Source organism: Novacetimonas hansenii JCM 7643, from assembly GCF_000964405.1.
Taxonomy (GTDB): domain Bacteria; phylum Pseudomonadota; class Alphaproteobacteria; order Acetobacterales; family Acetobacteraceae; genus Novacetimonas; species Novacetimonas hansenii.
The window spans coordinates 1-25,916 of record NZ_BANE01000172.1; the positions used below are offsets into that span (position 1 = coordinate 1).

21 protein-coding genes and 2 tRNA genes are annotated in these 25,916 nt (G+C 54.5%); 13 read left to right on the top strand and 10 right to left on the bottom strand.

Annotated elements, in window-relative coordinates:
* Nucleotides 1-398: 398 nt before the first annotated feature.
* Entirely contained in the window at nucleotides 399-2,105 is a 1,707-nt protein-coding gene (locus B7G66_RS11960; RefSeq protein ID WP_048859220.1) for a glycosyltransferase family 4 protein, read from the top strand.
* A gap of 236 nt (nucleotides 2,106-2,341) precedes the next feature.
* Here the strand turns inward: B7G66_RS11960 and B7G66_RS11965 are convergent, their stop codons facing one another.
* The 4 genes from B7G66_RS11965 to B7G66_RS11980 form a co-directional block, all read right to left on the bottom strand.
* Entirely contained in the window at nucleotides 2,342-2,656 is a 315-nt protein-coding gene (locus B7G66_RS11965; protein WP_141312971.1) for a hypothetical protein, read from the bottom strand.
* Nucleotides 2,657-3,039: 383 nt separating this feature from the next.
* Nucleotides 3,040-4,209: a glycosyltransferase family 4 protein gene (locus B7G66_RS11970; protein WP_080545384.1), complete on the bottom strand. Its 1,170-nt coding sequence runs from the start codon at nucleotides 4,207-4,209 to the stop codon at nucleotides 3,040-3,042.
* Between the two features lie 16 nt (nucleotides 4,210-4,225).
* The gene (locus B7G66_RS11975; protein ID WP_225578726.1) at nucleotides 4,226-5,485 is read right to left on the bottom strand and encodes a polysaccharide biosynthesis/export family protein; all 1,260 of its coding nucleotides are present in this window, start codon (nucleotides 5,483-5,485) and stop codon (nucleotides 4,226-4,228) included.
* A 261-nt stretch (nucleotides 5,486-5,746) separates the two neighbouring features.
* Nucleotides 5,747-5,822 (bottom strand) — tRNA-Ala (locus B7G66_RS11980).
* Nucleotides 5,823-5,968: 146 nt separating this feature from the next.
* Here B7G66_RS11980 and B7G66_RS11985 point away from each other — a divergent pair.
* Nucleotides 5,969-6,289 (top strand): YggT family protein, encoded by a 321-nt coding sequence (locus tag B7G66_RS11985; protein ID WP_040511214.1) that lies wholly within the window; start codon nucleotides 5,969-5,971, stop codon nucleotides 6,287-6,289.
* 99 nt (nucleotides 6,290-6,388) lie between these two features.
* Nucleotides 6,389-6,850: a YjjA family protein gene (locus tag B7G66_RS11990; RefSeq protein WP_003616749.1), complete on the top strand. Its 462-nt coding sequence runs from the start codon at nucleotides 6,389-6,391 to the stop codon at nucleotides 6,848-6,850.
* A 102-nt stretch (nucleotides 6,851-6,952) separates the two neighbouring features.
* Here B7G66_RS11990 and hemJ read toward each other — a convergent pair whose 3' ends face one another.
* The 3 genes from hemJ to hemE are packed head-to-tail and all read right to left on the bottom strand — an operon-like array spanning nucleotide 6,953 to nucleotide 9,165.
* Nucleotides 6,953-7,399, bottom strand: coding sequence for a protoporphyrinogen oxidase HemJ (gene hemJ / locus B7G66_RS11995; RefSeq protein WP_003616751.1), 447 nt, complete (start codon nucleotides 7,397-7,399; stop codon nucleotides 6,953-6,955).
* Nucleotides 7,399-8,100 (bottom strand): HAD family hydrolase, encoded by a 702-nt coding sequence (locus B7G66_RS12000; protein ID WP_003616754.1) that lies wholly within the window; start codon nucleotides 8,098-8,100, stop codon nucleotides 7,399-7,401. The genes hemJ and B7G66_RS12000 overlap by 1 nt, the downstream gene beginning before the upstream one ends.
* Before the next feature lie 3 nt (nucleotides 8,101-8,103).
* A complete protein-coding gene (hemE, locus tag B7G66_RS12005) occupies nucleotides 8,104-9,165 on the bottom strand; it encodes a uroporphyrinogen decarboxylase (protein WP_003616756.1) in 1,062 nt (353 codons plus the stop codon).
* Between the two features lie 437 nt (nucleotides 9,166-9,602).
* Here hemE and B7G66_RS12010 point away from each other — a divergent pair, with 437 nt between their 5' ends.
* Nucleotides 9,603-10,244, top strand: coding sequence for a Maf family protein (locus B7G66_RS12010; protein ID WP_080545385.1), 642 nt, complete (start codon nucleotides 9,603-9,605; stop codon nucleotides 10,242-10,244).
* An 84-nt stretch (nucleotides 10,245-10,328) separates the two neighbouring features.
* Nucleotides 10,329-10,404, top strand: a tRNA-Ala gene (locus B7G66_RS12015).
* A 187-nt stretch (nucleotides 10,405-10,591) separates the two neighbouring features.
* Here the strand turns inward: B7G66_RS12015 and B7G66_RS12020 are convergent.
* Entirely contained in the window at nucleotides 10,592-11,245 is a 654-nt protein-coding gene (locus B7G66_RS12020) for an ABC transporter ATP-binding protein (RefSeq protein WP_003616759.1), read from the bottom strand.
* An 83-nt stretch (nucleotides 11,246-11,328) separates the two neighbouring features.
* Nucleotides 11,329-12,798: an LTA synthase family protein gene (locus tag B7G66_RS12025; protein ID WP_003616761.1), complete on the bottom strand. Its 1,470-nt coding sequence runs from the start codon at nucleotides 12,796-12,798 to the stop codon at nucleotides 11,329-11,331.
* A gap of 193 nt (nucleotides 12,799-12,991) precedes the next feature.
* On the opposite strand from B7G66_RS12025, the gene B7G66_RS12030 reads away from it, so the two are divergent.
* The 8 genes from B7G66_RS12030 (at nucleotide 12,992) to B7G66_RS12065 (ending at nucleotide 23,842) form a co-directional block, all read left to right on the top strand.
* Complete coding sequence (locus B7G66_RS12030; protein ID WP_141312965.1) at nucleotides 12,992-14,692, top strand: capsular polysaccharide export protein, LipB/KpsS family; 1,701 nt, start codon at nucleotides 12,992-12,994, stop codon at nucleotides 14,690-14,692.
* Complete coding sequence (locus tag B7G66_RS12035) at nucleotides 14,689-16,029, top strand: capsule biosynthesis protein (RefSeq protein WP_003616765.1); 1,341 nt, start codon at nucleotides 14,689-14,691, stop codon at nucleotides 16,027-16,029. Before B7G66_RS12030 ends, B7G66_RS12035 begins: the two co-directional genes overlap by 4 nt.
* Nucleotides 16,030-16,038: 9 nt before the next feature.
* Complete coding sequence (locus B7G66_RS12040; RefSeq protein WP_003616767.1) at nucleotides 16,039-17,247, top strand: glycosyltransferase family 4 protein; 1,209 nt, start codon at nucleotides 16,039-16,041, stop codon at nucleotides 17,245-17,247.
* 237 nt (nucleotides 17,248-17,484) lie between these two features.
* On the top strand, nucleotides 17,485-18,954 hold the full coding sequence (locus B7G66_RS12045) for a mannose-1-phosphate guanylyltransferase/mannose-6-phosphate isomerase (protein ID WP_003616768.1): 1,470 nt from the start codon (nucleotides 17,485-17,487) through the stop codon (nucleotides 18,952-18,954).
* Between the two features lie 448 nt (nucleotides 18,955-19,402).
* On the top strand, nucleotides 19,403-20,215 hold the full coding sequence (locus B7G66_RS12050) for an ABC transporter permease (RefSeq protein WP_003616770.1): 813 nt from the start codon (nucleotides 19,403-19,405) through the stop codon (nucleotides 20,213-20,215).
* Nucleotides 20,216-20,310: 95 nt separating this feature from the next.
* On the top strand, nucleotides 20,311-21,426 hold the full coding sequence (locus tag B7G66_RS12055; protein WP_050772101.1) for a hypothetical protein: 1,116 nt from the start codon (nucleotides 20,311-20,313) through the stop codon (nucleotides 21,424-21,426).
* Between the two features lie 113 nt (nucleotides 21,427-21,539).
* On the top strand, nucleotides 21,540-22,736 hold the full coding sequence (locus B7G66_RS12060; protein WP_003616775.1) for a polysaccharide biosynthesis/export family protein: 1,197 nt from the start codon (nucleotides 21,540-21,542) through the stop codon (nucleotides 22,734-22,736).
* 476 nt (nucleotides 22,737-23,212) lie between these two features.
* The gene (locus B7G66_RS12065) at nucleotides 23,213-23,842 is read left to right on the top strand and encodes a sterol desaturase family protein (protein ID WP_117129574.1); all 630 of its coding nucleotides are present in this window, start codon (nucleotides 23,213-23,215) and stop codon (nucleotides 23,840-23,842) included.
* A 240-nt stretch (nucleotides 23,843-24,082) separates the two neighbouring features.
* Here B7G66_RS12065 and B7G66_RS12070 read toward each other — a convergent pair whose 3' ends face one another.
* Nucleotides 24,083-25,561: an MATE family efflux transporter gene (locus tag B7G66_RS12070; RefSeq protein ID WP_040510307.1), complete on the bottom strand. Its 1,479-nt coding sequence runs from the start codon at nucleotides 25,559-25,561 to the stop codon at nucleotides 24,083-24,085.
* Nucleotides 25,562-25,916 lie beyond the last annotated feature (355 nt).

Here is a 25,916-nt window from a genome sequence, read left to right on the forward strand (position 1 = left end):
AAGGCATTGTCAAGCTTGAAAAACTTTCGGATCGGGCTCTTACTTTTGGTCGACTATGGCGGATTGGCCCTTTTGCAAAACGTCTTCGCAAACGTTTGGTCAAAACCATTTTACGTGGAATTGGCAAGGGGTGAAACACAGGTGCCCAAATTGGAGCATATGTTTTCATGCGATGGAATTTCGTCTTTGACAGGATCGTTTGTGTCCCTGATTACCAGACGATACGGATTGACGCCTGAAAATAACTTATTTTTTCAAGAATGCAGAGATCCCGACCATGCCACACAGGAAATACAGCCCAAGGCTCTCGACACCTAAATCCCAGTTCTACCGCTACAGACGCAGATGACGAACTCCGCTCTTATCGCAGTTCTAAAGGCACGAGGTTCTAGATCGACATGAAGATTGCATTTCTTGTACAGGGTCTGTTTGAAAAGAGCGACTCCATAGGCTTTGACTGCATTTATGAATATGAACGCACCAAGGCGCTTTTTCCAAAATTTTCCAACCAGATCCGTATTTTTGCCGAACGTTTCGATACCGCGCGCCATCCTGACGTGCCTATTGAAAATCTGGATACATTTTATGAATGGTGCGACGTTAACCCGGAAGGGACCGTTATCTATCATTATTGTGGCGCTTGGGAAAAAATGGATAGTTTCCTGGCAAACCGCCCTACACCCTCTGTTGTGCGTTGGCACAATAATACATCACCATGGTTTTTCTTTTCAAAGAAGCGTTATCTTGCTCATACGATTGAAGGCTTTGAAAATATTATCCGGATTTCGACAAAGCCCAATCTGTTTTTCTGGGTGAACTCACTATTTACACGGGATCAGTTCGTAGCTCTTGGTGGCGAAGCCTCACGCTCTGCCGTTGTATTCCCTGCCAGTCGTTACCTGAAGAAAACCACCAATGTTCACGTATCCGAACGGCGTTTTGCACCCAACGGCATTATCAATATGCTTTTTGTGGGACGTGTCGTGCCGCATAAAGGGCATAAATCCATTATCTCTTTGGCGGATCGCGTTCGTATGGCAACGGGAAAACCCGTTATAGTACACTTTGCCGGGCGTGAAGATGACGTCAAAGCGGAAATCGAAGTACATGCCACCAGATATCCTGAAATCGAAGTAAATTTCTATGGCGAGGTTTCTAACGCCGAACTTGATGAACTTTACAAAATCTCCGATGTATTTCTCTGTCTTTCAGAACATGAAGGATTTGGTTTACCCGTTTTCGAAGCCATGCGCTGTGGACTTCCGACCATTGTCTGGTCAACAACAGCCCTTCGGGAACTGATGGTCGATCATCCTTTGGGTTTTCAATATTACGACCTGAACATGTTTGCGGCGGCTATTGTCGCGCTGCAGGATGCAGACGTCTATCACCAGGTACTTGCTGCGCAGCAGCATGTCCTGAAATCCTATACCGCAGAAATTCTTGATAACCAGATTCTGGAAGCCCTTGCCGCCGTTAAGGGGGAGACCAACACCCAGCTACATACGGCCCTTCCCCGGGCGCTTCAGGCGCAACCAGAAATTGCCCTTGCAATAATGGAGCAGATGCACAAAGCACAGGCTTTTCCTCAAAAAGCTCCATTGGTTGACCGTGATAGTGGTTACAACCTCTTTTCACGTTACGATATTCAAACTTTCCGCAAATTTTTTGATCGCTCAGAGCGCCTTCGCTTTGCTGCGTTCGAGAATTTCAGAACCAATGGGCAATATCATATTGAAGCTAATGAGTTTCATCATAGAGAAGGCAAATTGGAAGGAGATGTACTCCACTTCAAGCAAGGTCATTATTCTGGTGGGCACCTTATTTTTGGGCCTTACAGGGATCTGCCCATCGGGACCTATACCGTAATGTTTGATTTGTCGGTTACAAGCACGGATCTCAAATCGGTTGTCGTTGACGTCGCTTCCCAAAAACATGGCGAGTTGGATTATATAAAGACGCCTCTGGCAAAACTTTCTACCAATCAACCAACGCTTAAATTTCGCTGTGATGATGCAAATGACATGTTTGAATTTCGTGTTAAATTTGAAAATGATTTCACAGGCGAAATTTCTTTTCGCGGGGTGATCTTAAGCCAGGTTTAAGCGCGACCAACTGGCTTCATCGAATGAAGCTGCCTGATTTGTGAGTATCTGGTTAAAAGCCTGCACTCCCCTTTGCATCATTCCATAAATCACGATGATGGAATGTATTGCTGAAGGGGAGCACAGTCCTTGGTAATGTTGAGGATGTGGCCATAAAGCATCTCTTTATATTCATTTTGGCCATTACGCGGTTTTATGAAGATGCCTTTAAAAACGATTTTCTATCATTCAGGTATTTATGAAATATTTCTGCCTGTAGACGATTCTGATTTTGATACTGTCCTGGTTTCAGAAATTACACGTGCAATACATTCTGACACCCATTTATGAGCACTGGTAATATCGTTGAATTCATCGCTATCCGGTCCGATCTGGTGCGCGATCTGCTGTTCATCACGTTCTTTGATGCGATACTGCTCATATTGTAGCATTTCAACCTGCTGTTCATGCGTCAGCAGACGCAATGCCCTCTGAAGGGCCGCCTCAAGGCATCCGACATGCGCTTCAAGCAACGCGATTTCGCCAGCGATCCCAGACATATTGTCATTCATTGTGCCCATCTTCCTTTGCTTTTTAAGATACAGGATGCTGCGTTCGTTCCAGATGCTTACCATTCCTGACCTGTTCCTGCATTACACACTTGATAATCCTGATTCTGCAGAAAATATTCAATCAAGTCGTGATATCGCCTCTACTCCCGCAGGCATGATACAGGCGGTGTCACGGGAAGCCGGACATACAGTTTAAGACAATCATTTTTATCTGTAATAAGTGAAAAATACTTTTAAATCCGTTTCTAATTATCCCTATTATTGTGAATAATAAATAAATTTCCTGAGTAGGGCTATTGTTTTAAAATGAAATAACTTGGAATATTAAAATAATTACAATAGTTTTATATTTCTATCTTCTCAAACAGTCTCTAAACATTCCTTTAAAAACGTTCATAAAATGCTTTCAGTCGTGTGCCATAGGCCATCCGTGAAAAGAATTCTGCCCTGACATACCCTCGCTGGACGAGATCGCCACACAGACCCGCATGCTTATCCATGGAATCCAGTACAGCGATCGCATCGCCAATGGCCTTCACGTCAAACGGATCGACCAGATATGCTGCATTATCAGCAATTTCCCCGGTCGCCCCACCACAGGAGGTAATCACTGGTGTGCCTAATGCCATGGCTTCTATAATCGGCAGGCCAAATCCCTCTCCCAAAGAGGGAAAGACAAGCATATGCGCCTCGGCCAGTCCACGTAGTAAGGAAAAACGCTCAATCCATGGAATGCGTATGACCTGCCCCGGCCCTTCAGGAAGGGACATATCCGGACGGTCATCCCCATCGGGACCGACCAGCACCAGTGGTCGATGCGACCTGCTGCGGGCATAACCTGCGATCAGGCGCTCTATATTCTTTCGGGTTTCGACACGTCCGATATGAATGATACTGTCAGATGGAATGATACGTTCACTCTTCATCACAGCTTCCCTATCAATATCGACCATCTGATAAAGATTGGTAATACGTGACGGAGAAATATTCAGTATTTCAATCAACTGTTGCCGGACAGTTTCTGAAACCGTCACAATTGCATCCATGCGTGGCAGGAGTTCACGTAGCAGACGGGCAAAATGTGTGGGATCAATTCCTGTCAGATTGGGATTGAGGATAGGCACCAGATCGTGAATGGTGACTATATTCCTGCATCCCTGCATGACCATCGGCAGGGGATAGGTCCAGTGCATAAGCGCAGGCGACATAGCAGTATCAAAGGATGTCAGTCGGCCAAAGGTCTTGAACCTGACATGGGCAGTTCGATAAAGGTCAGGGCAATAGGGCACATCATGAACTTCCCCGACATGTCGCCAGGGAAGGGTTGCGCGTAGCAGACGCTGTAATGCATCCAGTTTTCCGCCTGATAACGATTTTCCATCTGGCCTGACCCCTTGCACAAAGGCCGTCGAGATCCCCAGATCACCCAGGCAGGTAGCAAGATCCTGCGTATATCTTGCTACACCGGTTCCCCCATTGATTCCGATATTACGGCTGTCCAGCCAGACCGGTCCTGTGGTGGAAATTACTGACACATGTACCTGCCCCTTCAATCCTGTTAGGACAGTATTACTTCGCCAGCCATGCCGCCGTGATGCCAGGACTGATAATCGTACTCAACAGGTTGAAGAACTTATTGAAATCATTGATTTTAGCATTCGCAACATAAATCAGGTCGCGGTTTTTCATCGGGATTTTCTGCGCAAGGAAATAATCCTGAGTATTCATCAGGTCCAGATGATAAACAACGGGAATGTTTTCCTGCCCTGCATCCATCTGCAGACCCAGTTTAGTTGCAATGTTCCGATCCTCAAACCGGAACAGATAAACGGCATTCGGATCACCTTGCCCGTCAGAAACGCCACCCACCCGTGACAGGGCCTCCGCCAGCGAAACCTGTGGCGTTCCGAACGCAACTTCCGTGACCTTGGAGCTTGCGCCAAAAACCGTAAATGTACGGGGTTCAGACAAGAGTTCCATCCGGTCTCCGGGCTGGAGAGGGATATCCTGTTCAGGCGTCTGTTCGATAAGTTTCAGCGGTGCCTGCACCACGCGATCACCACGCGTCAACTGGACAAGCGTATCTTCCGAAAGCTGTTTTGGCCCACCTGCCAGCGCGACAACATCAAGCACCCGTTCCTGGTTGGGGGTCAGTGGGATACGCCCACTCTTGAGGACATTTCCATAAACCATCACCACATTCGTCTCGTCCAGGACAGGACGCACGATAACAGCGGGCCGCGTGGAAATGTGTTTCAGGCTATTATTGATACGCTGGGAAATTTCGGAGATCGTAAGCCCTGCGACATGGACCTGGCCTGCATAAGGAATGAGGATATTGCCATCGTCATTGACCTCCACCACGGGCAGGTTTGTTTGAACGGCCCCAATCGGCGGCGCGCCCCCGACCCCGTTCAGGGTCGTCAATGTTCCAGGTTCCGTGGCCGATGCCGTCGCCACACCACCAGTAAAGACACCATTACCGATTTCATAGACAGAAATCGCCAGATGATCCCCCGGACCCAGCCGGTCATTATGCGTTGGCGTATAACTCGTGGTATTGAGCGTCGAGAGCAAAGGCGGCTTTTCTTCGCTTAGCCAGGATGCCACCTGGTCAGTCACAGGCTCGATCTTGAACCCAAGGCTGTTCTTATGCCGGTCTGCCTGCTGCGAAACGATATCCGCCTGTGCGGGACCACTGCTTGGAAGTGTATTGCACCCTGTCAGAAGACATCCCACCATGGACACTATGGCAACAGCCCGGCTGCTGCGACAGGACAATCCCCCCATAAGGCGGAAGCGGCGATCCACACCTGACGATGTCGTCATTCCAACGGAATGTCCATCTTCATGACGCGTCATCAAGGTAATGGGATGTTCTGACATGCTGGTTTAATATTTTCTCTTTGCTAGGAACGATAGGACATCCCCGTCACACGACCTGGATGTCACCGGAAAGAAAAGTCGGCTATCTCTACTCTGCCCACGCTGAACGATCAACCGCAACCTGCCATAAGGCAATATGACGCATCATGGATGTCATGAAACCCATGAATTACAATTTTCAACATTTGGGGATTATGTGAAACATGGTGGAGCTGAGGGGAATCGAACCCCTGACCTCCTCATTGCGAACGAGGCGCTCTCCCATCTGAGCTACAGCCCCACGTTTCATGGGAAAGCGATTAATCATATACCCTTTGTCATGTCAAGGCGTCCAGTATCGCGAAGATGGTTTTTTACGATACACCCTCCGACATGATATTGTGACCCACGTTCCAGAACGCTAGTTTGAGCGGTCAAACCCCTGTTTTGAAAGTTGGCCCATTGGTTACAATCGTGTTCCAACTGCTGTTCGAACTGATACAGCTCTATACCTGGGTCGTCCTGTCGGCCTGCCTGTTCAGTTTCCTCCTGGGCTTCGGGATTCTGGACCCGCGCCAGCCAGTTGTATGGAAAATCTATAATTTCCTGTCGCGCATGACAGAGCCATTGTTGCAGCCCATCCGCAATATCCTGCCCACTGTTGCGAATATCGACCTCAGCCCCCTCGCACTGCTGCTGCTGATCCAGTACGTGCTGTATCCGGTCCTGGGCAAGATATATGCCATGTTGATGGTGGGGATTGCATAACCGCCCATGAGGCGGAATGTTAAGGACTGTGGCGCATATCATGGCAGAAGCAGGTTCTGCCGCGTCCTGTGCGCCCGGCCCCATGGTTCAGGAGTTCCGATGTCCATCTTCAAGAAACTTTCGGCGACATGCCTTGCCCTTCCCCTCCTTGGCGCAATGGCGGCATCCCCCGTTCATGCACAGGGAATTCCCGGCTTTTCGGGTGGGAACTCGTCCGGTTCTTCACTGTTGGGCAATGCTGCGTCCGGCGCACTGTCGGGCAGCGGCCTGAGCATTCCCTCAGTCTCCTCACTTGCGCCGTCGAACGTGACGGGCCTGCTGAGCTACTGCGTGGAAAACAACTATCTGGGCGGGAATTCCCCTTCGACGGTTCTGTCCTCGCTAAAGAGCAAGAGCGGCCTTGATACATCCAGCCCGCTTTATTCCAACGGACAGAAGGGAATCCTCGATACCGGTAACGGCAACACCTTCTCGCTGTCCTCGCTTGAAGGTAACATGAAGCAGAAAGTGACCAAGAAAGTTTGCAGCGCAGTGCTGAAGCAGGGCAAGTCGCTTCTGTAAGCCATAAGTTTCCGGATGCCGCCTTTTTTGAAAAAGGCGGCGTTCTTTTGATGCTTTCAGTAAAAAAACTTCACCAGAAACTTTTATCTTCTGAAATATAAATCAGAAGGGCCTTACGACAATCATGATGACGACAATCATCATCAGGACCGTGGGAACCTCATTCGCCATGCGATAAAAACGTTCGGGGTGCGTATTACAATCCTCGGCAAAGGCACGGCGCCATTTGGCACATGCCCCGTGGAACCCCGCAAGGCCGAATACCGCGATAAGCTTCGTCCACCACCACCCACTATGCCAGTCGATCAGGCCCGGTAACATCGCAAGCAGCCCACCGAACAGAAACGTGCTGCACATCGCAGGCAGCATGATGAAGCGCAACAGCTTGTATTCCATGACCTTGAAACGTTCGGATTCCGCCGATCCGACCGCCACCTGGCAGTGATAGACGAACAGGCGTGGCAGGTAGAACATGCCCGCCATCCACGCGACCATGGACATGATGTGGAATGCCTTGAACCACAGCATCCATGGCCAAAATACTGCCATCACGCGGCCTGCCCCTGAGAACGCAGGATACGCTTCACCAATGCGGTGAATTCCGTCAGGTGCCCAACCCGCAACAGGCCCGGCCAGCTTGTCGCCGGCAGGTCAAGCGGGCGCAGCAATACACAGGCCATGCCGGCGGCACGCGCGGCACCTGCCCCGGTTTCCGTATCCTCCAGCACCAGACAGTTTTCCGGCGCAACCCCTTCGGCATGGGCGGCAGACAGATAGACAGCAGGGTCCGGCTTGGGCTTGCCCATGTCACGTGCGGAATGGATACAATCCGGGGAAATCAGTGTATCCAGACCCGTGCGGCCGAATTTTGCATCCATTTCCATTTTGGAGGAATTGGATCCAATCCGATAAGGAATACGCAGTTCGCGGATCTCACGCAGCATGGCGGCCGATCCCTCGATCGTTTCCGCCTCGGACCGCATGAGTTCAACCAGCGCATGCTGCATCTGCGTGGGCCAGTCCTGATCAAGTTCCAATCCGGCCTGATCTTGCAATTCTTCCTTCAGGGCTGTCAGCGCCTTGCCCGCGAAACGGCCCACCGCGTCCTCGTCACTGATTTCCAGCCCGACCTTGCGCAGTTCACGCGCAAGCATGCGGCACGAAGGTCCTTCACTGTCGATCAGGACGCCATCGCAATCGAAGATGATCAGGCGCAGTTGTCCGTCGGGCCGGATGGAAGCAGGTAACATTCGTCAGATATCCCTGATGGTCGCGATAAGGTCGCCCACATGTTCGGGCGGCGTTGCAGGCACGACCCCATGGCCAAGGTTGAAGATATGCGGCCGTCCCTTCATCGCATCCCTGATGGCACGTGCCTCCGCCCGCATGCCCTCGCCCCCGGCAAGAACGCGTAACGGATCAAGATTCCCCTGTAATGTCAGTGTATTGGGAAGCTGTTCTGCAATCGCCTTCATGTCCGCACTGGTATCAAGCGCCATCGCATTGACCCCGGTTTCACGGCCATATTCCACCGCCATGAGGCCGGCAAGGCGCGGGAAACCGATGATTGGCACACCCGGATGGCGTTCGTTGATGATCTTTACGATCCGCTGCGCCGGGGCGATGACATGCCTCCGGAATTCGGATGGGGGCAGCAGACCGGCCCAACTGTCGAACAGCATCACGGCCTCGGCCCCGGCAACGATTTGGTTGCACAGCATGTCCGCCGTCGCAATGGTCAGAATATCGATCAGGCGGTCGAAGAATTCCGGATCGGAATAGGCCAGACCGCGTGTTACGTCGAATTCGCGCGAGCCGTGGCCTTCCACCATGTAACAGGCGACGGTAAATGGCGCGCCCGCAAACCCGATCAATGTCACCTGTCCTGGTTTGGCCACCCCGATCGGGTCCGGCCCATCGACAATGGTCCGCAACCGTTGCAGGGTTTCCATCACCGGCATGGTCGCCGCTTCCACGCGTTTTACGTCAAGCCGTTCAAGGTCATGCAGGCTGCGCACCGGTTCCAGCACAGGGCCGCGACCATGGATGAACTCCAACGATTGTCCCATTGCCCAGGGCAGGATCAGGATATCGGAAAACAGGATGGCCCCATCCATGCCAAAGCGTCGAATCGGCTGCAGGGTGATTTCCGTTGCCATGTCGGGCGTCATGCAGCGTGTGATAAAGTCCGCCTTTTCCCGCAGCGCCCGGAATTCAGGCAGAAACCGTCCCGCCTGTCGCATCAGCCATACCGGAGGGGGCCAGATCGCTTCTCCCGCAAGGGCACGCAGAAGGGGTTTGCCTGTTTCGGTCATCGGTCCGTCGTTCAGTTTCATTGCAGCGGGACTATCTCGTACTTTTTGCCGAGCGAACAGCGTCGATGCGTCCCAGCCGTGTTTCCACGTCATTCGCGGTTCCCATTCCTAAACAATAAAAGAAAAGAGAAAGAAATTCTTGAAGGGGTTAATAGGGGCTGTGAGTGATGGGGTACCCATGTTTCCGAAAATGTACCCCGTTTTTCCCACAGTGTGTACAACCCGCCGGTACGCAGTTTTCAGCCATCAGGGAAAGTTATTCAGATTTTCCCGACAGGGGGCTGTGTACAACTCACTATGCAGGGGGGTGTTCAGCTTATCCACGGTACTCGGTACGGTGCAGAATCATGCGAAGTACCATCCCCATGTACCACAGTACTCCCGGAGTACTCCCCGGCCCGAATTTAATGTTTCACTTTGGCAGTACGGAGCGCCAGATGTCCGACGACTCGAATTTAGTACTAAAGGCCGATTCATTACAGGTCGAGTCGCCCCCGATAGTACTCGCCAGCCAGTCCCACGCACGGCGCAGCCTGCTGGAATCGGCAGGGATCATGGTGTCCTGTCGCCCTGCCCATGTGGATGAGGCTGCGATCAAGCGCGCCTGTCGCGATCATGGCCATGATGTCGATACCACTGCCCTGACGCTCGCCCGGGCCAAGGCGGCGCATATAAAGGCCGCGGGGGCGATCGTGATTGGTGCGGACCAGATGCTGTCATGTAACGGGGAATGGTTTGACAAACCCGCCGACATACCCTGCGCGCGCGAACATCTGATGCGCCTGCGCGGGCAGGCGCATGTACTGCATACAGCGGTCGTGGTGCTGCGTGAGGGGAAGGAACTCTGGCGTCACGTCGCGCGCCCCCGCCTGTGGATGCGCACATTCAGTGAAGACTTCCTTGACCGTTACCTGCGTCTGGAGGGGGATGCCATCCTGTCCTGTGTGGGCGCTTACCGGCTGGAGGGGCCGGGCCTGCACCTGTTCGCCCGGATCGAGGGCGAACATGATGCGATCCTTGGGCTGCCGCTGTTGGCGTTGCTGGAATTCCTGCGTGGATATGGTGTCATACGGGGCTGAAAATAGGGGGTTGCAAAGCTGAAAGGCACTCGCTATACCCCGGCAGGCAAGCGGATCGTTCCCATGCGATCCGGTTTATGATGTGGGGCCATAGCTCAGTTGGGAGAGCGCCTGAATGGCATTCAGGAGGTCGTGAGTTCGATTCTCATTGGCTCCACCATTTTCCCCGATCATAAATAATAGTATCCCCAGACAGGATATATCGTCGGGTGTACCGGATTTTCCATGCTGAAAAGAAGTTTTGGTGAAGCTTTTCCCAAAGCTTTTGAAAGGCGCCGCCTTTTTTGAAAAAGGCGGCATTCAGGAACTTTCAAAAGTTTTTCAATTGGTTATCCGGGAATGCGTTCTTATTTATACAGTTCGGCAGAAGCATCAATCGCCGCGTCAATCGTGTCATAGAATGTCAGCCTGCCATTTTGCAGCACCGCGCCCTGATCACAATATTCCCGCAGGGTATTGGGATCATGCGACACCATGATCAATGTCCCATGCTCGCGCCGTTCCAGCAGGGCTTCGCGGCATTGCAGGCGAAAGGAATGGTCCCCCACCGCCGTGACTTCGTCCACAAGATAGCATTCAAAGCGGATCGCCAGGGAAACGGCAAAGGCAAGGCGCGCCTGCATACCTGACGAGTATGTCTTGACCGGGGCGTCGAAGTAATGCCCAAGACGGGCAAAGCTGTTGACGTAATCAAGGATTTCATTGATCGGCCGACGATAGATGCGGGCGATGAAACGTGTATTGTCAGCACCCGTCAGGCTTCCCTGGAATGCCCCCCCAAACCCCAGGGGCCAGGAAATGGACATGGTGCGCGTGATGCGGCCACTGGTGGGGTATTCGATCCCTGCGATCATGCGTGTCAGGGTCGATTTCCCCGCGCCATTGACGCCCACGATCCCGATCGACATGCCCCTTTCGATCACGAATGACTGGTGGTCCAGCACACACTTGTTCACACCGCGCGCATGATAGACTTTTGTAACATTTTCAAACTGGATCATGATCTTGTATTCATGGCCTCGGAAAGAGCAGGGTCAGGTCGCATCATGGACCGGGCATATCACCCATACCATGTTTCGTGGTTTCAGCCAGCATAACCGCCAAGTGTATTGCGCAAAATCAGGTGGTGCAGTTGTGCGGGTGTCAGGTCCTGCTTCATCGGCGCGGCAGGTGTTCCCGTGCCAACCGGTATGACAACATAAGGGGTTCCACGCTGTGGCGTAGGGATGATCATGCCGGGGATGGAGGGGCGATGGTCGCCAAAAAAGACCAGAAGTCCCTTTTTTCCCATCTGTGAAAGCATGTCTGTCAGCGTGCCAAGCATCCGGTCGCTGTTCCGCAGATGCCGCAGATAATGGTCGAAAGCCGTTTGTGGGCCATTGGGGCCTGTTGCCGGCCATGGGCCATGGTTTTCCATGGTCACGGCATAAATGAAGGCGGGGCCTTTCGCCTTTGCCGCCACCGCGCCGATTTCCTGCGCAAGTGCCATGTCTTCCACATAGGGCATGCCGGGGCGGGCGGTATGGGGAAATGCCTCCTCTCCGACAATGTGGCTGAACCCGCATGCGGGCATCAGTTGCGCCCGGGCATAGAAACGCAGGTCATGGGGATGGACGAAGGTGCAGTCATATCCTGCCTTTCCCATGATGGCGGGAAGCGAGAGGGCCGTATCCCTGCCTGCCGTCAGGAACGGGTCATAGGCCCTGAACCCCAGCATGCTTTCTTCCTGCCCGAACAGGACGCCATATTCCGTGCGCATGGTATAGGCGCCAAAGCCACTGACGTGGAGCGTGCCCCAGTGACTGGCCATGGTTTCGGCCCGGGTCAGGGCAGGCAGCACAGGGATCCGTGCAGGATCATGCGCCTGTTGCGCCATCAGGTCGCCAGGGCGGGCAAAGGATTCACATTGGATGACGATGACGATGTCGTATGCGGGCTTTCCTGAAGGAGTGACAGGGGGGGCAGCTTCTGGTTGCATTGCGATTTCATGCCGCCAGCACCGCCAGTAAAGGAACAGGGAACCAGGCAGTCCCAATCGCCCGATATCATGCTGCGCATCGGGGGTGGGAACCCATCGTGTGGCGGGAATGGCCCATAGCCCCAGCATGCCTGCAATCAGGAGGCAGCCCCCAGCAATATGAGGCAGGAGCGCAGGCGTAAAGAACACGACCAGCATCACGGGAAGGGCAATCATCCCCCCCACGACGGCGATGCGTCCGCTCAGCGGAATGGAAAACAGGTAGAATTTGGGATGCTGGAGGAAACTGCGGGCGGCCACGACGTCACAGAACAGCATCGGTTCGCCAAGAATCGACAGCTTGATATTAGACCCGATGACCAGGCACAGGGTCAGGGCCGTCGTCAGGACCGCCGCCAGGACCGGTGTCCCGCACAGGGCCAGCCACGCCCCATACTGCGCACCCGTCAGCAGGGCGTTGAGGAGGCATCGCCGGAGTGGGGGAAATCCTGATATGCACGGTCGCGCCATGCTTTCGACCAGAAAGCCGGATATGACGGTCGCGCCAAGAGTGACAAAAGGAAACCATAATTGCATGAAATCAGGACTGCATTCTATTCAGGCGACATGAAGCGGGCAGGGCACCTTCCCTTCTTGCCGATGGCGTGTGGAAGGGCAAGTGCATGTATCAGGCAATCATGCGGAAGTTGCGCCATGGCAGGCATCCATTGCCCGGCCATGGCTTTATCATCGCATTGGGCATGAGGTGGCAGGGCATGAGACTGTTGGCATGACTAGGATTCCGGACGATGCGCTCTTGTTGCATGCGCCGCCCCTGCGGCGGCACATGCCTGTGCTGGCGGCGCGCGGGGCGGGGCTGGTGGATCACGCGGGTGTGGCGCGGATGCTGCGCGCGCGCGTGGGCGGACAGTTCTGGGCCCCTGCGCCAGATGTTGTCCGGCCTGTCATCGTCACGGCTTCCACGGCGGAGCAGCGCAGGCATGGACAGGCGCGGCTTGCCATATTGCTCGACCGCATACTGACGTGCGTCCGGCCTGACGAGGTGCTGCTGGTTGCGCATGACCGGCATGGCGCGGCAGCCCGTATGGCCCGCCGTCGCGGGATTGCCGCCATATACGGGCCGGTCGACCCGCATGCGCTGCTTGATGGCGCGCGGGAGGTCCATGGCCTGGGCCTGGGCGATCTTGTCCGCCTTGCCGCGTTGCGTGGTCTTCGCGCAGTGCGATATGCCACCGCCCATGATGAGGCCCCCCAGCCGGTGACGTATGACGCGTGCGCGCATGACCTGACGGTGCGCACAACCTATACGGATCCCTTTGACGGTGCGGTCGTGCCGTTGGGGCGGATCGTCGATATCCTGTCACTATGGCGTGCACGGATAGTGTCGGGACGCGAGATTTCGGCGTGCGTGGGCATGGCGTTGTGGAAACGCGAGCGTATCGGGGAATTCCTGGCCCATGCGCCCGGCCATCCGGCCTTTTGCCGCAGTGCCGCTGCCGCCCTGCGCCTTGCCGGACGTGTGCAGGGCGGGGGCGCGATTGCAGGATGGGCCACCCGTCTGCCCGAAGGGATCGTCCGTGATGCGCAGGCGGCGGGGGTCGCGTTATGGCGGGTTGAGGACGGGTTTGTCCGTTCCGTCGGATTGGGCAGCGACCTGTGTGTGCCCTGTTCCATTTTCGTCGATCGGCGCGGGATCTATTATGATCCCTCCGAACCAAGCGACCTTGAACATATCCTTGCCACAACCGATTTCGACGCGGGGATACTGGCGCGGGCTGAACGCCTTATCACCCGGATGGTCGATGGCGGGGTTTCCAAATACGGGCGGGCGGATACCACAGTGCCGCCCCCCACATGGGAGGCAGGCGGCCGCAGGGTACTGCTGGTGCCCGGACAGGTGGCCGATGACCTGTCCGTGCGGGCGGGTGGCGGCGCCATACAGGGGAACGAGGAACTGTTGCGTGCGGTGCGCAAACATAACCCGGATGCCTTCGTCATCTATCGCCCCCATCCCGATGTGGATGCGGGACATCGCGCGGGACATCTGCAGGATGCGCAGATCATGCGATATGCGGATATGGTCAGTCGGGGTGGGTCGATTACCACCCTGATGATGCAGGTGGATGAAATCCATACCCTGACATCCCTGGCCGGGTTCGAGGGACTGTTGCGGGGGCGGAGCGTTGTCACCTATGGCGTGCCCTTCTACGCAGGCTGGGGATTGACAACGGATCTGGGCGATGTGCCGTGCGTACGGCGTAACCGTTCTCTGTCTATAAAGGCCCTTGTTGCGGGTACCCTATTGCTTTATCCCCTCTACATAGATCCTTTGACGCGATTGCCCTGTGAAGTGGAAACGCTATTGGGACGGTTTGGGGACAGGACCGTCTGGCGTGTGAGCATGTTGACCAGGCTGCGACAATTGCAGGGAAAGCTGGCCCACCTGTGCGGAAGAAGAAACAATAAATGAACAGTCTTGATGGAAGAAGCGTTGTGGGCGAGCGCAGGTTTCTTTTTCTGCAGGGATTGATGGGGCCGTTTTTCCGGGAGCTGGGCAAGGCGTTCCGCAAGACGGGGTACGGCGTCTACAAGATCAATTTCAACGGGGGCGACCGCCTGTTCTGGGGATTGCCGCACGGGATTGACTTTACAGGTGGCGCCGAAGAGTGGCCCGCTTTTTTCAATGATGTAATAAAGCGTTACTGTATTACAGACGTACTTCTGTTTGGTGACTGCCGTCCCCTGCATCGTGTCGCGATCGCGGCATGTGCGCAGATGCATATTCCCGTGCATGTGTTCGAAGAGGGCTATATCCGGCCCGACTGGGTGACGCTGGAACTTGGTGGGGTCAATGGTCATTCCGCCCTGCCGCGCGATCCCGACTGGTATCGCAAGGAGGCTGCGCTGCTGCCGCCGATGCCGCCGCATTATCCTGTCCCGTCCTCCTTCCGGCGCCGCGCGCTGGAGGCCGTGGCCTATAACACTGCCGATCTGCTGAGCCGCTGGCATTATAAGCACTGGTCCGACTATCGCCCGTGGCACCCGCTCAAGGAAGGTGTGGGCTGGGTCAAGCGCCTGCGCCGGCGCGAGGCGGCTGGTGACGAAGCCATGCGGATCATGCAGTCGATTGAGGCGCGGCATGTTCCCTATATGCTGTTCCCGCTGCAGCTTGATGCGGATGCGCAGGTGCGGCTGCATTCCCCGTTTGATGGGGTGGAGCCCGCATTGCGCAAGGTCATCAAATCCTTTGCGGCGCATGCGCCAAAGGATCTTGTCCTGCTGGTCAAGGAACATCCGCTTGATAACGGTGTGCGCAACTGGCGTGAACTGACGCGCCAGATCGCCCGGGCGGAGAATGTCGCAGACCGGGTGGATTTCCTGGAGGCGGGGGACATTGCCCTGATCGTGCGTGCGGCACGTGGTGTCGTCACGATCAACAGCACCACCGGCACCCTTGCCCTGTCATCGGACGTGCCGGTCATTACCTTGGGGGAAGCGGTTTACGACATTCCCGATATTACCGACCAGAACGGGCTGGACAATTTCTGGGTCCATCCGACCCCGCCGGACAAGGCGACGTTCGATGCGTTCTATCGCGTGCTGGTGGACCGTTGCCTGATTGCAGGTGGTTTCTTCTCGCCCGAAGGGCTGTCCAGCCTGGTTGACGGGGTTATCCGGCGGGTGTCGCGCGTATTGCCGGCGGGGAACCGCATGGCGCGCGTTCCCGCCCCGATTACCGCAGCCCCTGCCCTGTCGGAGGTGGTGCGTGTGTCACGTGATGCCGTGCTGTCCGACGGGGTGCGCTGACCTTTCGTCATGCACCTGTCTTCTTATATCTATCTTGACATCTCCCGCCTGATTGCGCGGGCGGGGTTTGTTGTTCCCACCGGGATCGACCGGGTCGAATTCGAATATGCGGATTACCTGCTGCGCAACGCCGCGCAACGGTTGACCTTTGTTGCGATTACTCCGTTGGGAAGTATCGTGATCCTGCCGTTTGCTGAGGCCGAGCAGTTTGTGAGGCAGACGGAAAAGATATGGCAGGGTCATCATGGCCTGTGCCGCGATATCAGGCGGGCGGCGCGGCGTATGGTGCAAAAGGCGATGCTGGGGCGCCAGATCACGCCGGTGGCCGCACGTGCCTGTCGGAAATCCGTGTATTTGCTGCTGTCGCATCACCATCTGAACCGTCCGGGCAGCATCATGCGCTTCATGCGTCGCCACGGGGCAGAATTTGTTCCCATGGTGCATGATCTCATCCCCATCGAGTATCCTGAATATGCCCGGCCGCGTGAACCCGCCCGGCATGAAGCACGCATGAACACTGTCCTTGAACTGGCGCGCGGGGTGATTGTTCCTTCCCAGGCGGTGGCGGACTCGCTGGCGCGATATGGTCTGCGCCGGCGTGCGGACCTGCCGGTCCGGGTGGTGCCGCATGGTGTCGTGAAGGCCACGCCCGCAGCGGGGGATTTTTCGGTGCCGGAACGCGCCTATTTCGTCTGTCTGGGCACTATCGAGCCGCGCAAGAATCATCTCCTCTTGCTTAATATGTGGCGGGATATGGTGGAAAATCCCGGTGCCGCCCCGGTGCCGCAACTGGTGCTGGTTGGACGCAGGGGGTGGGAAAATGAAAACATTCTTGACATGATCGAACGCTGTCCTGCCCTTCAGGGGACGGTCAGGGAATGCAACAGCCTGTCCGATCCAGAGGTGACGACCCTGCTTCGTGGTGCGCGTGGGTTGCTGTTCCCGTCCTTTACCGAAGGATATGGCCTGCCATTGGCAGAGGCGCTGACGTTGGATGTCGCATGTGTCTGCAGCGATATCCCCGTGTTCCATGAGGTTGCCGGGGATGCGGCAACCTTTGTTGATCCGTTGGATGGCCCGGGATGGCGCGGCGCGATCACGAAGCTGATGGTTGGGGAGATCGCAGCCCATCGTCCCGGCGCACGCATTGCGTCGGCAGCCCTGTTCACATGGCCCACACAGGTCGGTGATGGGCTTGCATTCCTTGAGGAACTTTAGGTTCGTGAACGCTATTTAGGCATCATGTCTGATTGCCGCCATCTTTGACGGTTCTTATGGAAATCATGATGTACGGTTTTATTTCGACCCGATCGGATCAGGAATGGGACTCCCGCCTTGGAATGGTCGTTCTGGCGAAATATGCGATGATGGGAAATTCAAGTCGTGTACGTGACGTATGCTGATCGTGTGAATACTTTTATGTTCAAGTAAATTTTGTATATTTGGAGTCTATGAATGTCTATTTCAAAAAATGACCTGCGCGGGGGAAAAACACAGGCTGACAGCATCGGCACCGTAATTCCCGTCATCCTGTCCGGCGGATCGGGCAGCCGGTTATGGCCGGTTTCGCGTAAAAGCTTTCCCAAGCAGTTCTGGGCCCTTCTGTCGGATCGGACATTGCTTCAGGAAACGGCATTGCGTGGTGCGGCCTGTGGGCTGGGGGCACCGATCGTGGTGTGCAATCAGGAACATCGTTTCATCATTGCAGAGCAACTGCGTGAAGTCGGGATTACCGATGCGCGCATTGTGCTTGAACCGGTCGGCCGCAATTCAGCCCCTGCGATTGCCGCAGTCGCCCTGATTGTTGCGGAAACGGATCCTGACGCCGTGTTGTGGATAATGGCAGCCGATGCCGCCATCAGCAAGCCTGACGCCCTTGGGCCTGTGCTGTCACAAGGGGTGGAGGCCGCGCGCGAAGGGCAGATCGTGACATTTGGCATGACGCCCACGCGGCCGGATACCGGATATGGCTATATCCGCCAGGGGGCAGCACTTGCCGGTGTGGACGGGGTCTACCAGGTTTCCTCCTTTATCGAAAAGCCCGATGCGGCCAAGGCGGCCACAATGTTGGACGAAGGTGGATATCTGTGGAACTCCGGTATGTTCCTGTTCCGTGCCAGTACCATTGTGGAGGAACTCGAACGCTATGCCCCTGACGTGCTGAGCGCCGTCAGGGCGGCGGTCAAGGGCCGGACACGGGATATGGACTTCATCCGTCTTGATCCTGCGACCTTTGAGAAGGCGCCCGATATCTCTATTGACTATGCCGTGGCTGAACATACACGCCATGCCGCCGTCATCCCTGCGGACCTGGGCTGGTCCGATGTGGGAAGTTGGGATGCGTTGTGGGATCTCAGCCCCAAGGATGCAGATGGTAATGTGACAACCGGGGACGTTTTCCTGGCCAACAGCCGTAACTGCTACGTGCGTTCCGATGGGATTGTGGCAGCCGTCAGCGGGGTGGACGACCTGATTGTTGTCGTGACGCAGGACGCCGTCCTTGTATCGCATCGCGATCATGCACAGGACGTCAAGAAGGTCGTGGCACGACTGGAAGCTGCGGGGCGGACGGAAGCGAAAATGCATAATCGCAACTATCGCCCATGGGGCTTTTATGAAGGCCTGACAAAAGGCGACCGTTTTCAGGTCAAGCGGATCGTGGTGGACCCGGGTCGCAAGCTTTCGCTGCAAAAGCATTTCCATCGTGCCGAACACTGGGTCGTGGTCGAAGGTACCGCCATCGTCACACGGGACAATGAAGAGCATATGGTGCGTGAAAACGAGAGCATCTACCTGCCGCTTGGGGCCGTCCATCGCCTGCTGAATCCCGGCCGTATTCCCCTGACACTGATTGAGGTGCAGTCAGGCCCGTATCTTGGGGAAGATGATATCGTCAGGATCGAAGACGATTATGCACGTAGCTGAGTAATTCAGCGCAATGGGGACGCAACGGGGCGGAGAGTATCCGATTCGCCCCGTTGGGGCTTTCCCATGGGGTTTGATGCATTCAGTTGTGCGGTGATTTTGTAAAAATAAGTAACGACATATATGTCATGCAAATAAACTGCATAGGATGTATGTTGTTACCTTCTGATTCATTAAAAAATATATCAATGAAGAATATGAATTTCTGTAGGTGATGTTTTAGTTTCTGGTTTCAAGGTTTCTAAAAGCATTTTTATATTGCTTTTTGTGGGTATGGTTGCTGCCCACTTCCATCTCGACAATCTTTGTCAGGTGCGGTATTGGAAGTCCCTGTTTATTCTTCCGGTGCCTTAATATGACTGAAGAATGCATATATGGAGATCAGTCAGGGTGCCGGGGTGGTTTTTTCCGCCCGATGGCGTGTCTCTTCTGATGGTATGTTGGCAATATGACGCAGGCGGTAAAAAAATATTCTGAACTTGACCTGCTTAAAAGTGGCTTCAAGACACAGTGGCATGTCCTAGGCGCATTGATCATTCGGGAACTACATACCCGTTTCGGACGAGACAACATAGGATTCCTGTGGGTCATGCTGGAACCCTCACTGCTGACGATCGGGGTTTCCGTGATTCATGCCGGTGAAGGGCCATTCATGCACATAGGCATGCCAACCGGTTCCTTCATCGTATCGGGTTATACGTTCTTCTGCCTGTTCCGGTCTGTGGTCAATCGCTCTGGTGGTGCGATCGAGGCAAACCGTTCGCTTCTGTATCACCGAATAGTAACGATTTTTGATATTCTGCTGTCACGTGCCCTGCTTGAGGCGGCCTCGACCGTGATGGCGGTAATATTCCTGTCGCTGATCATGCAGTCGTTGTCCTTTGGCTTCCTGCCTCAACGGCCACTGCTCATGATATGGGGGCTGGTAATGTTGACATGGTTTTCGTTTGGCCTGTCCATGATCTTGGCTGCTTACAGTGAAAAATCCAGCACGATTGAGCGTCTGGCCCATCCCCTCATGTATCTCAGCATGCCGCTGTCGGGGGCGTTTACGGTCCAGCAGATGCTGCCCGATCCTTTCCGCTGGTATCTTTCATGGTTTCCGGTGACGGAAATCTTTGAAGTCATCCGGGAAGGACAGTTTGATTTTTATGAAAGTGATTATACTTACCCGGCCTATGTGCTCGGCTGGTGTCTGGTATTGACCTATATTGGGCTGATAAGCATCCGGAATGTTCGTAAGGACATACATCTGGGCTGATGTGGTCCGCCTGTGACCAGTATGTTATATGTCCCCGCCATTCCTAGATAAGAGGTAGTATGATCAACGCTGATACGCCGGATGCAGAGTCTGGCATGATGGTATTTTTGCGACGACGTGCACCTGTCCTTATTGTCGTGGTCCTACCGACTGTGCTTGCGCTCCTGTACTATCTGTTGCTGGCAAGCGGGCAGTACGAGTCCGAGGCCGCTTTTGTGGTCAAGGACAGTCGTCCCAGTACGCGTAGTGCGGCTAGCGGCGGCGGCGGTATGATGGGTGGTGGGGTCATGGGAATGGCCATGGCCGGTGGTGGTGGATTGGCAGAAGGCTTTGCCGTCAACACCTATATGAAATCTCATGATGCGGTTGACGCCCTGCAAAAGCGCCTCAATCTGGTCGCGATGTATCGTCATGCCGATACGGATATCCTGTCGCGCTTGTTCTATGCGGACCCGACACCGGAACGTCTGCTGTGGTATTATCAGAATCATGTGGATGTGGTGTTCCACGAAGATACAGGCGTCACATCCCTTGATGTGCGGGCATTCCGCCCGGATGAAGCCAAGAAAATCGCCGAAGAACTGCTGAAGCTTGGCGAAGAACGGATCAACGAATTTAACGAGCAGGTTGCGCAGAACACCATCAAGGTGGCGGATGTCGAGGTCAGTGCCGCAGAAAACCGGGTCAGGGAAATCCAGGCCCGTATGACGGCATTCCGTCAGAAATCTGGCGATATCGACCCAAGCAAGAGCAGCGTCGTCGGTATCAGCCTGATTGGGCAGTTGCAGACCGAACTGGCGCAGGCGGATACACAACTGACACAGATGCTGCGCAATCTTGCCCCCTCCAGCCCTCAGGTGCAGACGCTGAAGCTGCGTATCAATGCCCTTGATACCCAGATCAAGGACCAGCAGATGCATGTTCATGAAAAGGGCGGTGTTTCCGTTAATATGGCGGAGTATGACCAGTTGATGCTGGAGCGTGAGTTTGCGCAATCTGCCTATGTCTCATCGGCGACCCAACTGGAAACAGCGCGGGCGGCCGCCCTTCAGCAGCAGGTGTATGTCGTGCGTGTCGTGCAACCGAATCTGCCGGGCATGCCCACATATCCCCATACATTCCTGATGGTTCTGGCCGTGCTGGTGGGGTCGAGCCTGACCTTCATGATCGGACGGTTGCTGATTACTGGTATGCGTGAGCATGCTATCTAGAGTATGGAAATGGTGTCTTGCGCGCGGTCGCGCATCAGTCTGATACGGGAAAGCCGAGACATATCCCCCATAATGGGAGCTATGCTTTCGAATGAAAGAAAATTTCAAGCGTGATGGCCATACAACCTTCCAACTTCATGCGAAAATTTTTTCTGGAGTGCAAAAAGGCATTTGCGATTGGCATCCTGCCGGTCGCCCTCCTTGCCGGGTGTGATACCTTACCAGATAGTGCGCCTACGGAATCCGGTGTCAAAAGCGCGCAATCCAGTCGCAAGAAAAATACCATCGGGTATGGGATTGTTCAGATCAGTCCTGACCTGATTACGTTGCTGAATAGCGAAACGCCCCCCCTGTTTTCGAATATCGCGCAGGCACCGGCGCAGGAACATTATAACAGTGATCGCGCAGGGGCAGGCGATACGCTGGAAATTGATGTTTATGAAATGGGCGAAAGCCTGTTTACGACGCGGACCAGCAGCAATACCGCGTCAGGCATTGCAAGGAGGAGTAATTTCCCCTCCATCTTGGTCAATGGCGATGGAACCATCGACATGCCCTATGTCGGGCATCTCATGGTTGACAAACTGACCTCCGATGAGATCGCCGACAAGATCCGTGCAGGGTTGAAGGGAAAATCAGAGGCCCCGCAGGTTCTTGTGCGGATATCCAAGAATCTGGCGAATTCGGTCATCGTTTATGGTGATGTCAAGCTCAATGGCCGTATGCCGCTTACATTGCATCAGGAACATCTGGTAGATGCCGTCGCCCTGGCGGGGGGAAGCCTGCATGACCCGGAAGACACCATTGTCGAGCTGACCCGCCATAACCAGATTGCGACAGGCCCCCTGAAGTTGATTGAGGATAACCCCGAACAGAATATTCTGCTCGAAGCTGGTGACAGAATTCATCTTATTTACGAACCGCGTACCTACACGGTTTTCGGTGCGGCAGGTAAACCTGTGGAAACGCCGTTTTCAAGATCGAGCGTCAATCTGGCGGAAGCCTTGGCACGTGTCGGCGGCCCGGCGGACTCACGCGCGGACCCGAATGCGGTCTTTATCATTCGGTATGAGAGTTCCACGATTGCAGAGCGTCTGGGCCTGCCGGTGGATTCAACCAAGCCGACTACGCCCATTGTCTATCAACTTGATATGATGAACCCCGCCAGCTTTTTCCTGGCGGAACATTTCATCATGAAAAACAAGGATACAATCCTGATCGCGAATGCCAAGACGAATAAGGTTCAAAAAGTATTCAACCTTATCAATACGTTGATCGCTCCGGGCATGTCGGCTGGACGGAATTTCTGATAAAACCAGTCCCGTTCTATGGGTGTCTGTATTCAGGCAGACACCAAAAATACCGACCGGGATATTTGTATGTATTGATCTCTGGTGTGTTTCTGTATTGATGGATGTGGAAAACATTTTGATACAATTTAAGAGGCATTGTCATCTTAAATATATTGAATGGTCATCTGGAATATGGCGTTAAGGAGTGTTCAGGAACCCTGGCACGCTATATGATATGAAGGGAACTCTGAGGTGGTCCAGAAGATTGGACTTATGCAGATCGGTATGTACGAATAAGCTTGATTCGGGTTCCGTAGCCTCGTATCTGATGCCCTGAGACACATATGCTTGGGGCTGATGATGGGAAGTTTTTCCCCGTTGGATGGCAGCGTGTCGTCTGGAGCAGTCGGGTAATAGAGTTCAAGATGGATTGGTGCGTACCGTAGGCAGTTTCTGCTTTATGTTCCAGATCGGCTTTTCGAGGTGTAGCCAGCATGCAGGATAACAACAGGCAGAAGATGGAGGAGCCGGTCAGGTTATTCAAGAATTCCATCCTTGAACGCCTGACGCTGCTGTCTTTCAACGTCTTTTTGTCCGTCTGGCTGCCGCTTCTGGTTCTGTCCCTGGCCTATGGCGCGTGGAAATCTGCGTCTGTCATTGTTTTTGTGCTCTATGCGGTCATGGGCTTCCTGATCTGGTTTCCCACGGAATATCTGCTGCACCGTTTCCTGTTCCATCTTCAGGCCCGCTATGCCCCGGTGCAGTCTTTGGTTTACCTGCTGCATGGCAATCATCATGAGCAGCCAAACCATCCCCTGCGCAACCTGATGCCGCTGAGTGTCACACTGCCCCTTGCGCTACTGATCTGGGCGGGGTGTGCGTTTTTCATCGGTCAAGGCCGGGGGGGAAGTCTGGCGGCTGGTTTCTTTTGTGGTTACGTCTTTTATGACGTGATCCATTATTCCTGCCACCAGTTCCCGATGCGTGGTCCGCTGTTGCGTCGGCTGAAGATCCACCATATCAATCATCACTATCGGGATCATGATACCAATTATGGTATCACCAGCATCTGTATCGACCGTGCCTGCCATACATTGTTTGTGATGCAGGAAAAAAAGTCCTGATTATCGGTGTTGGACAGGTCGTGCGACAGTAAGAGAGTGTTTTAAAACACATCATTGATAAAAATAAGAAAAGTTTTTGGGTGCCGCCTTTTGATCGAAAAAGGCGGTATCCTCTGAAGCTTTTTAGGGAAAGCTCCACAAAAAAATCGTCATAATTTCAGTATGTTATCGAGCCTGGCTTTTCAAACAGTCTCTAAGCCCAGATTTCCTCCATACGCGTAATTTATGGGGGATTATCCGCTAGTCCTGCGTATTTTCCTTTTCATGTTCGTATTCCTGCGCCTCGTTATCAAGGTCGTCGAGTTCGATCATCGCACTTTCCGCACTTTGTGCGGGGGGCAGTGACGGGACGGAGTCCATTTGCGGTTCAGGGGAGGCAACCTTAAGGTTGCGCACGACACTGAACGCAACTGTCACCGCACCTATCCCGAACAGGACGCTGCCCAGAACCTGTCCCACCTGTACGCCCATGGGGCCGTACTGCATGCCGATCCATACGAACGGCACGGTTCCCAGCGTCGCGCGTCCCCAGTTGAACAGGGTCGAATAAAGCGGGTGCCCAAGGTTGTTGAACGCAGAATTCGCGACAAACAGGATGCCGATGAAGAAATAGCCGCCGATGGTCCAGTTGCAGAACAGACGGATCAGGTCAGCGGTGGTGCCCGTCGCCGAAAAGATACGGATGACCAGATCCTGTCCCACAAACAGGATTGCCCATGTCAGTCCCACGCAGCCCAGCACCAGTTTCAGGGAGGCGACGAGTGTTTCATGGACCCGCCCCACCTGCCCTGCCCCAAGGTTCTGCGACATGATCGGCCCGATCGAACCTGTCAGTGCAAATACGAAAGCAAAGGCAACGGGTACGATGCGGTCGATGGTAGCCTGCCCCGCCACGGCGGACAGGCCGAAGCTGGCCATGGCATGGGTGACGAAGATCCCGCCGATCGGGGTGGCAAGGTTCGTCAGGATGGCAGGCATGGCGATCTGTCCCACCCGGTGGGTGTCGCTGCGGATGAACCGTGCAACCGGCCAGGCCAGCAGGTCATGCTGACGGGCGCAATAGACCCCCAGTCCCGCCACGACAGCACGTGATATCAATGTGCTGATGGCGGCGCCCTGTAATTCGAAATGCAGCCACAGGATCAGCACCGGGTCCAGCAGGGCAGAAATCAGCGCACCCGCCAATGTAACATTCATGGATTGTTGTGCCGCCCCAACTGCACGCAGCAGGCTGGAGGCCCCCATGCCCACCGCGATTAGCGGCAGCATGGGGGATGCAATATAGAGATAGAGCGCCGCCTGATGTTCCGCCTCTCCCTGCGCGCCCAGCGCATGCAGGATGGGATGCGCCAGAAGGGCAGTGCCAAAGCCGAGCAGGCCTGTCAGCAGCAGCATGACCACGGAAAATGACGAGGCAATGCGCTGGGCCATGTCATGATGGCCTGCCCCGATCTGTCGGCTGGTGGTGGCACCCAGCCCGATCGACATGCCGATGGAAACCGCGATCTGTATGAAACCGACAGCGGCCGTGAACCCGATGGCGGCGGTCATGGCCGGATTATGCAGGGTGGAGATGTAGAACAGGTTCAGCAGGTCAACCATGAACACGGCCATCAACCCGATGGCACCCGTTCCCGCCATGACGATCACATGGCGCATGATGCTACCCTGACAGAATGCGGCGCAGCGTGTGGATGTGCCCCGTCGCCTGCGTGTCATGCGTAAAGACGCCGGGCGCGATAGAGGATCATGCGAGGGCGGCCAGGGCCTGTCATGCGGTTCATGAGCCCATCATACAGGACATCCCAACGATCAGGAACATGCCGTACGTTGTCCCTTTCGAAGAATATCCCTCATTTTGGGGCAATGCACTGATATGTGTCATTTGTGTCTATATTTCCGCGTTGATTGTGCAGTGCAAAACAAATACAGTAATTGTGCAGTGCAACAAAAGTAAAAAAGAGGTTTATTTATTTTTTACGTTGACGTGGGAAAAATTAAATGGCAATAAGGGGTCATGAGGCCAGCAGGGCTTCGAAAAATACTGAAATGTCCAGCCTGAATACAGGCTGGT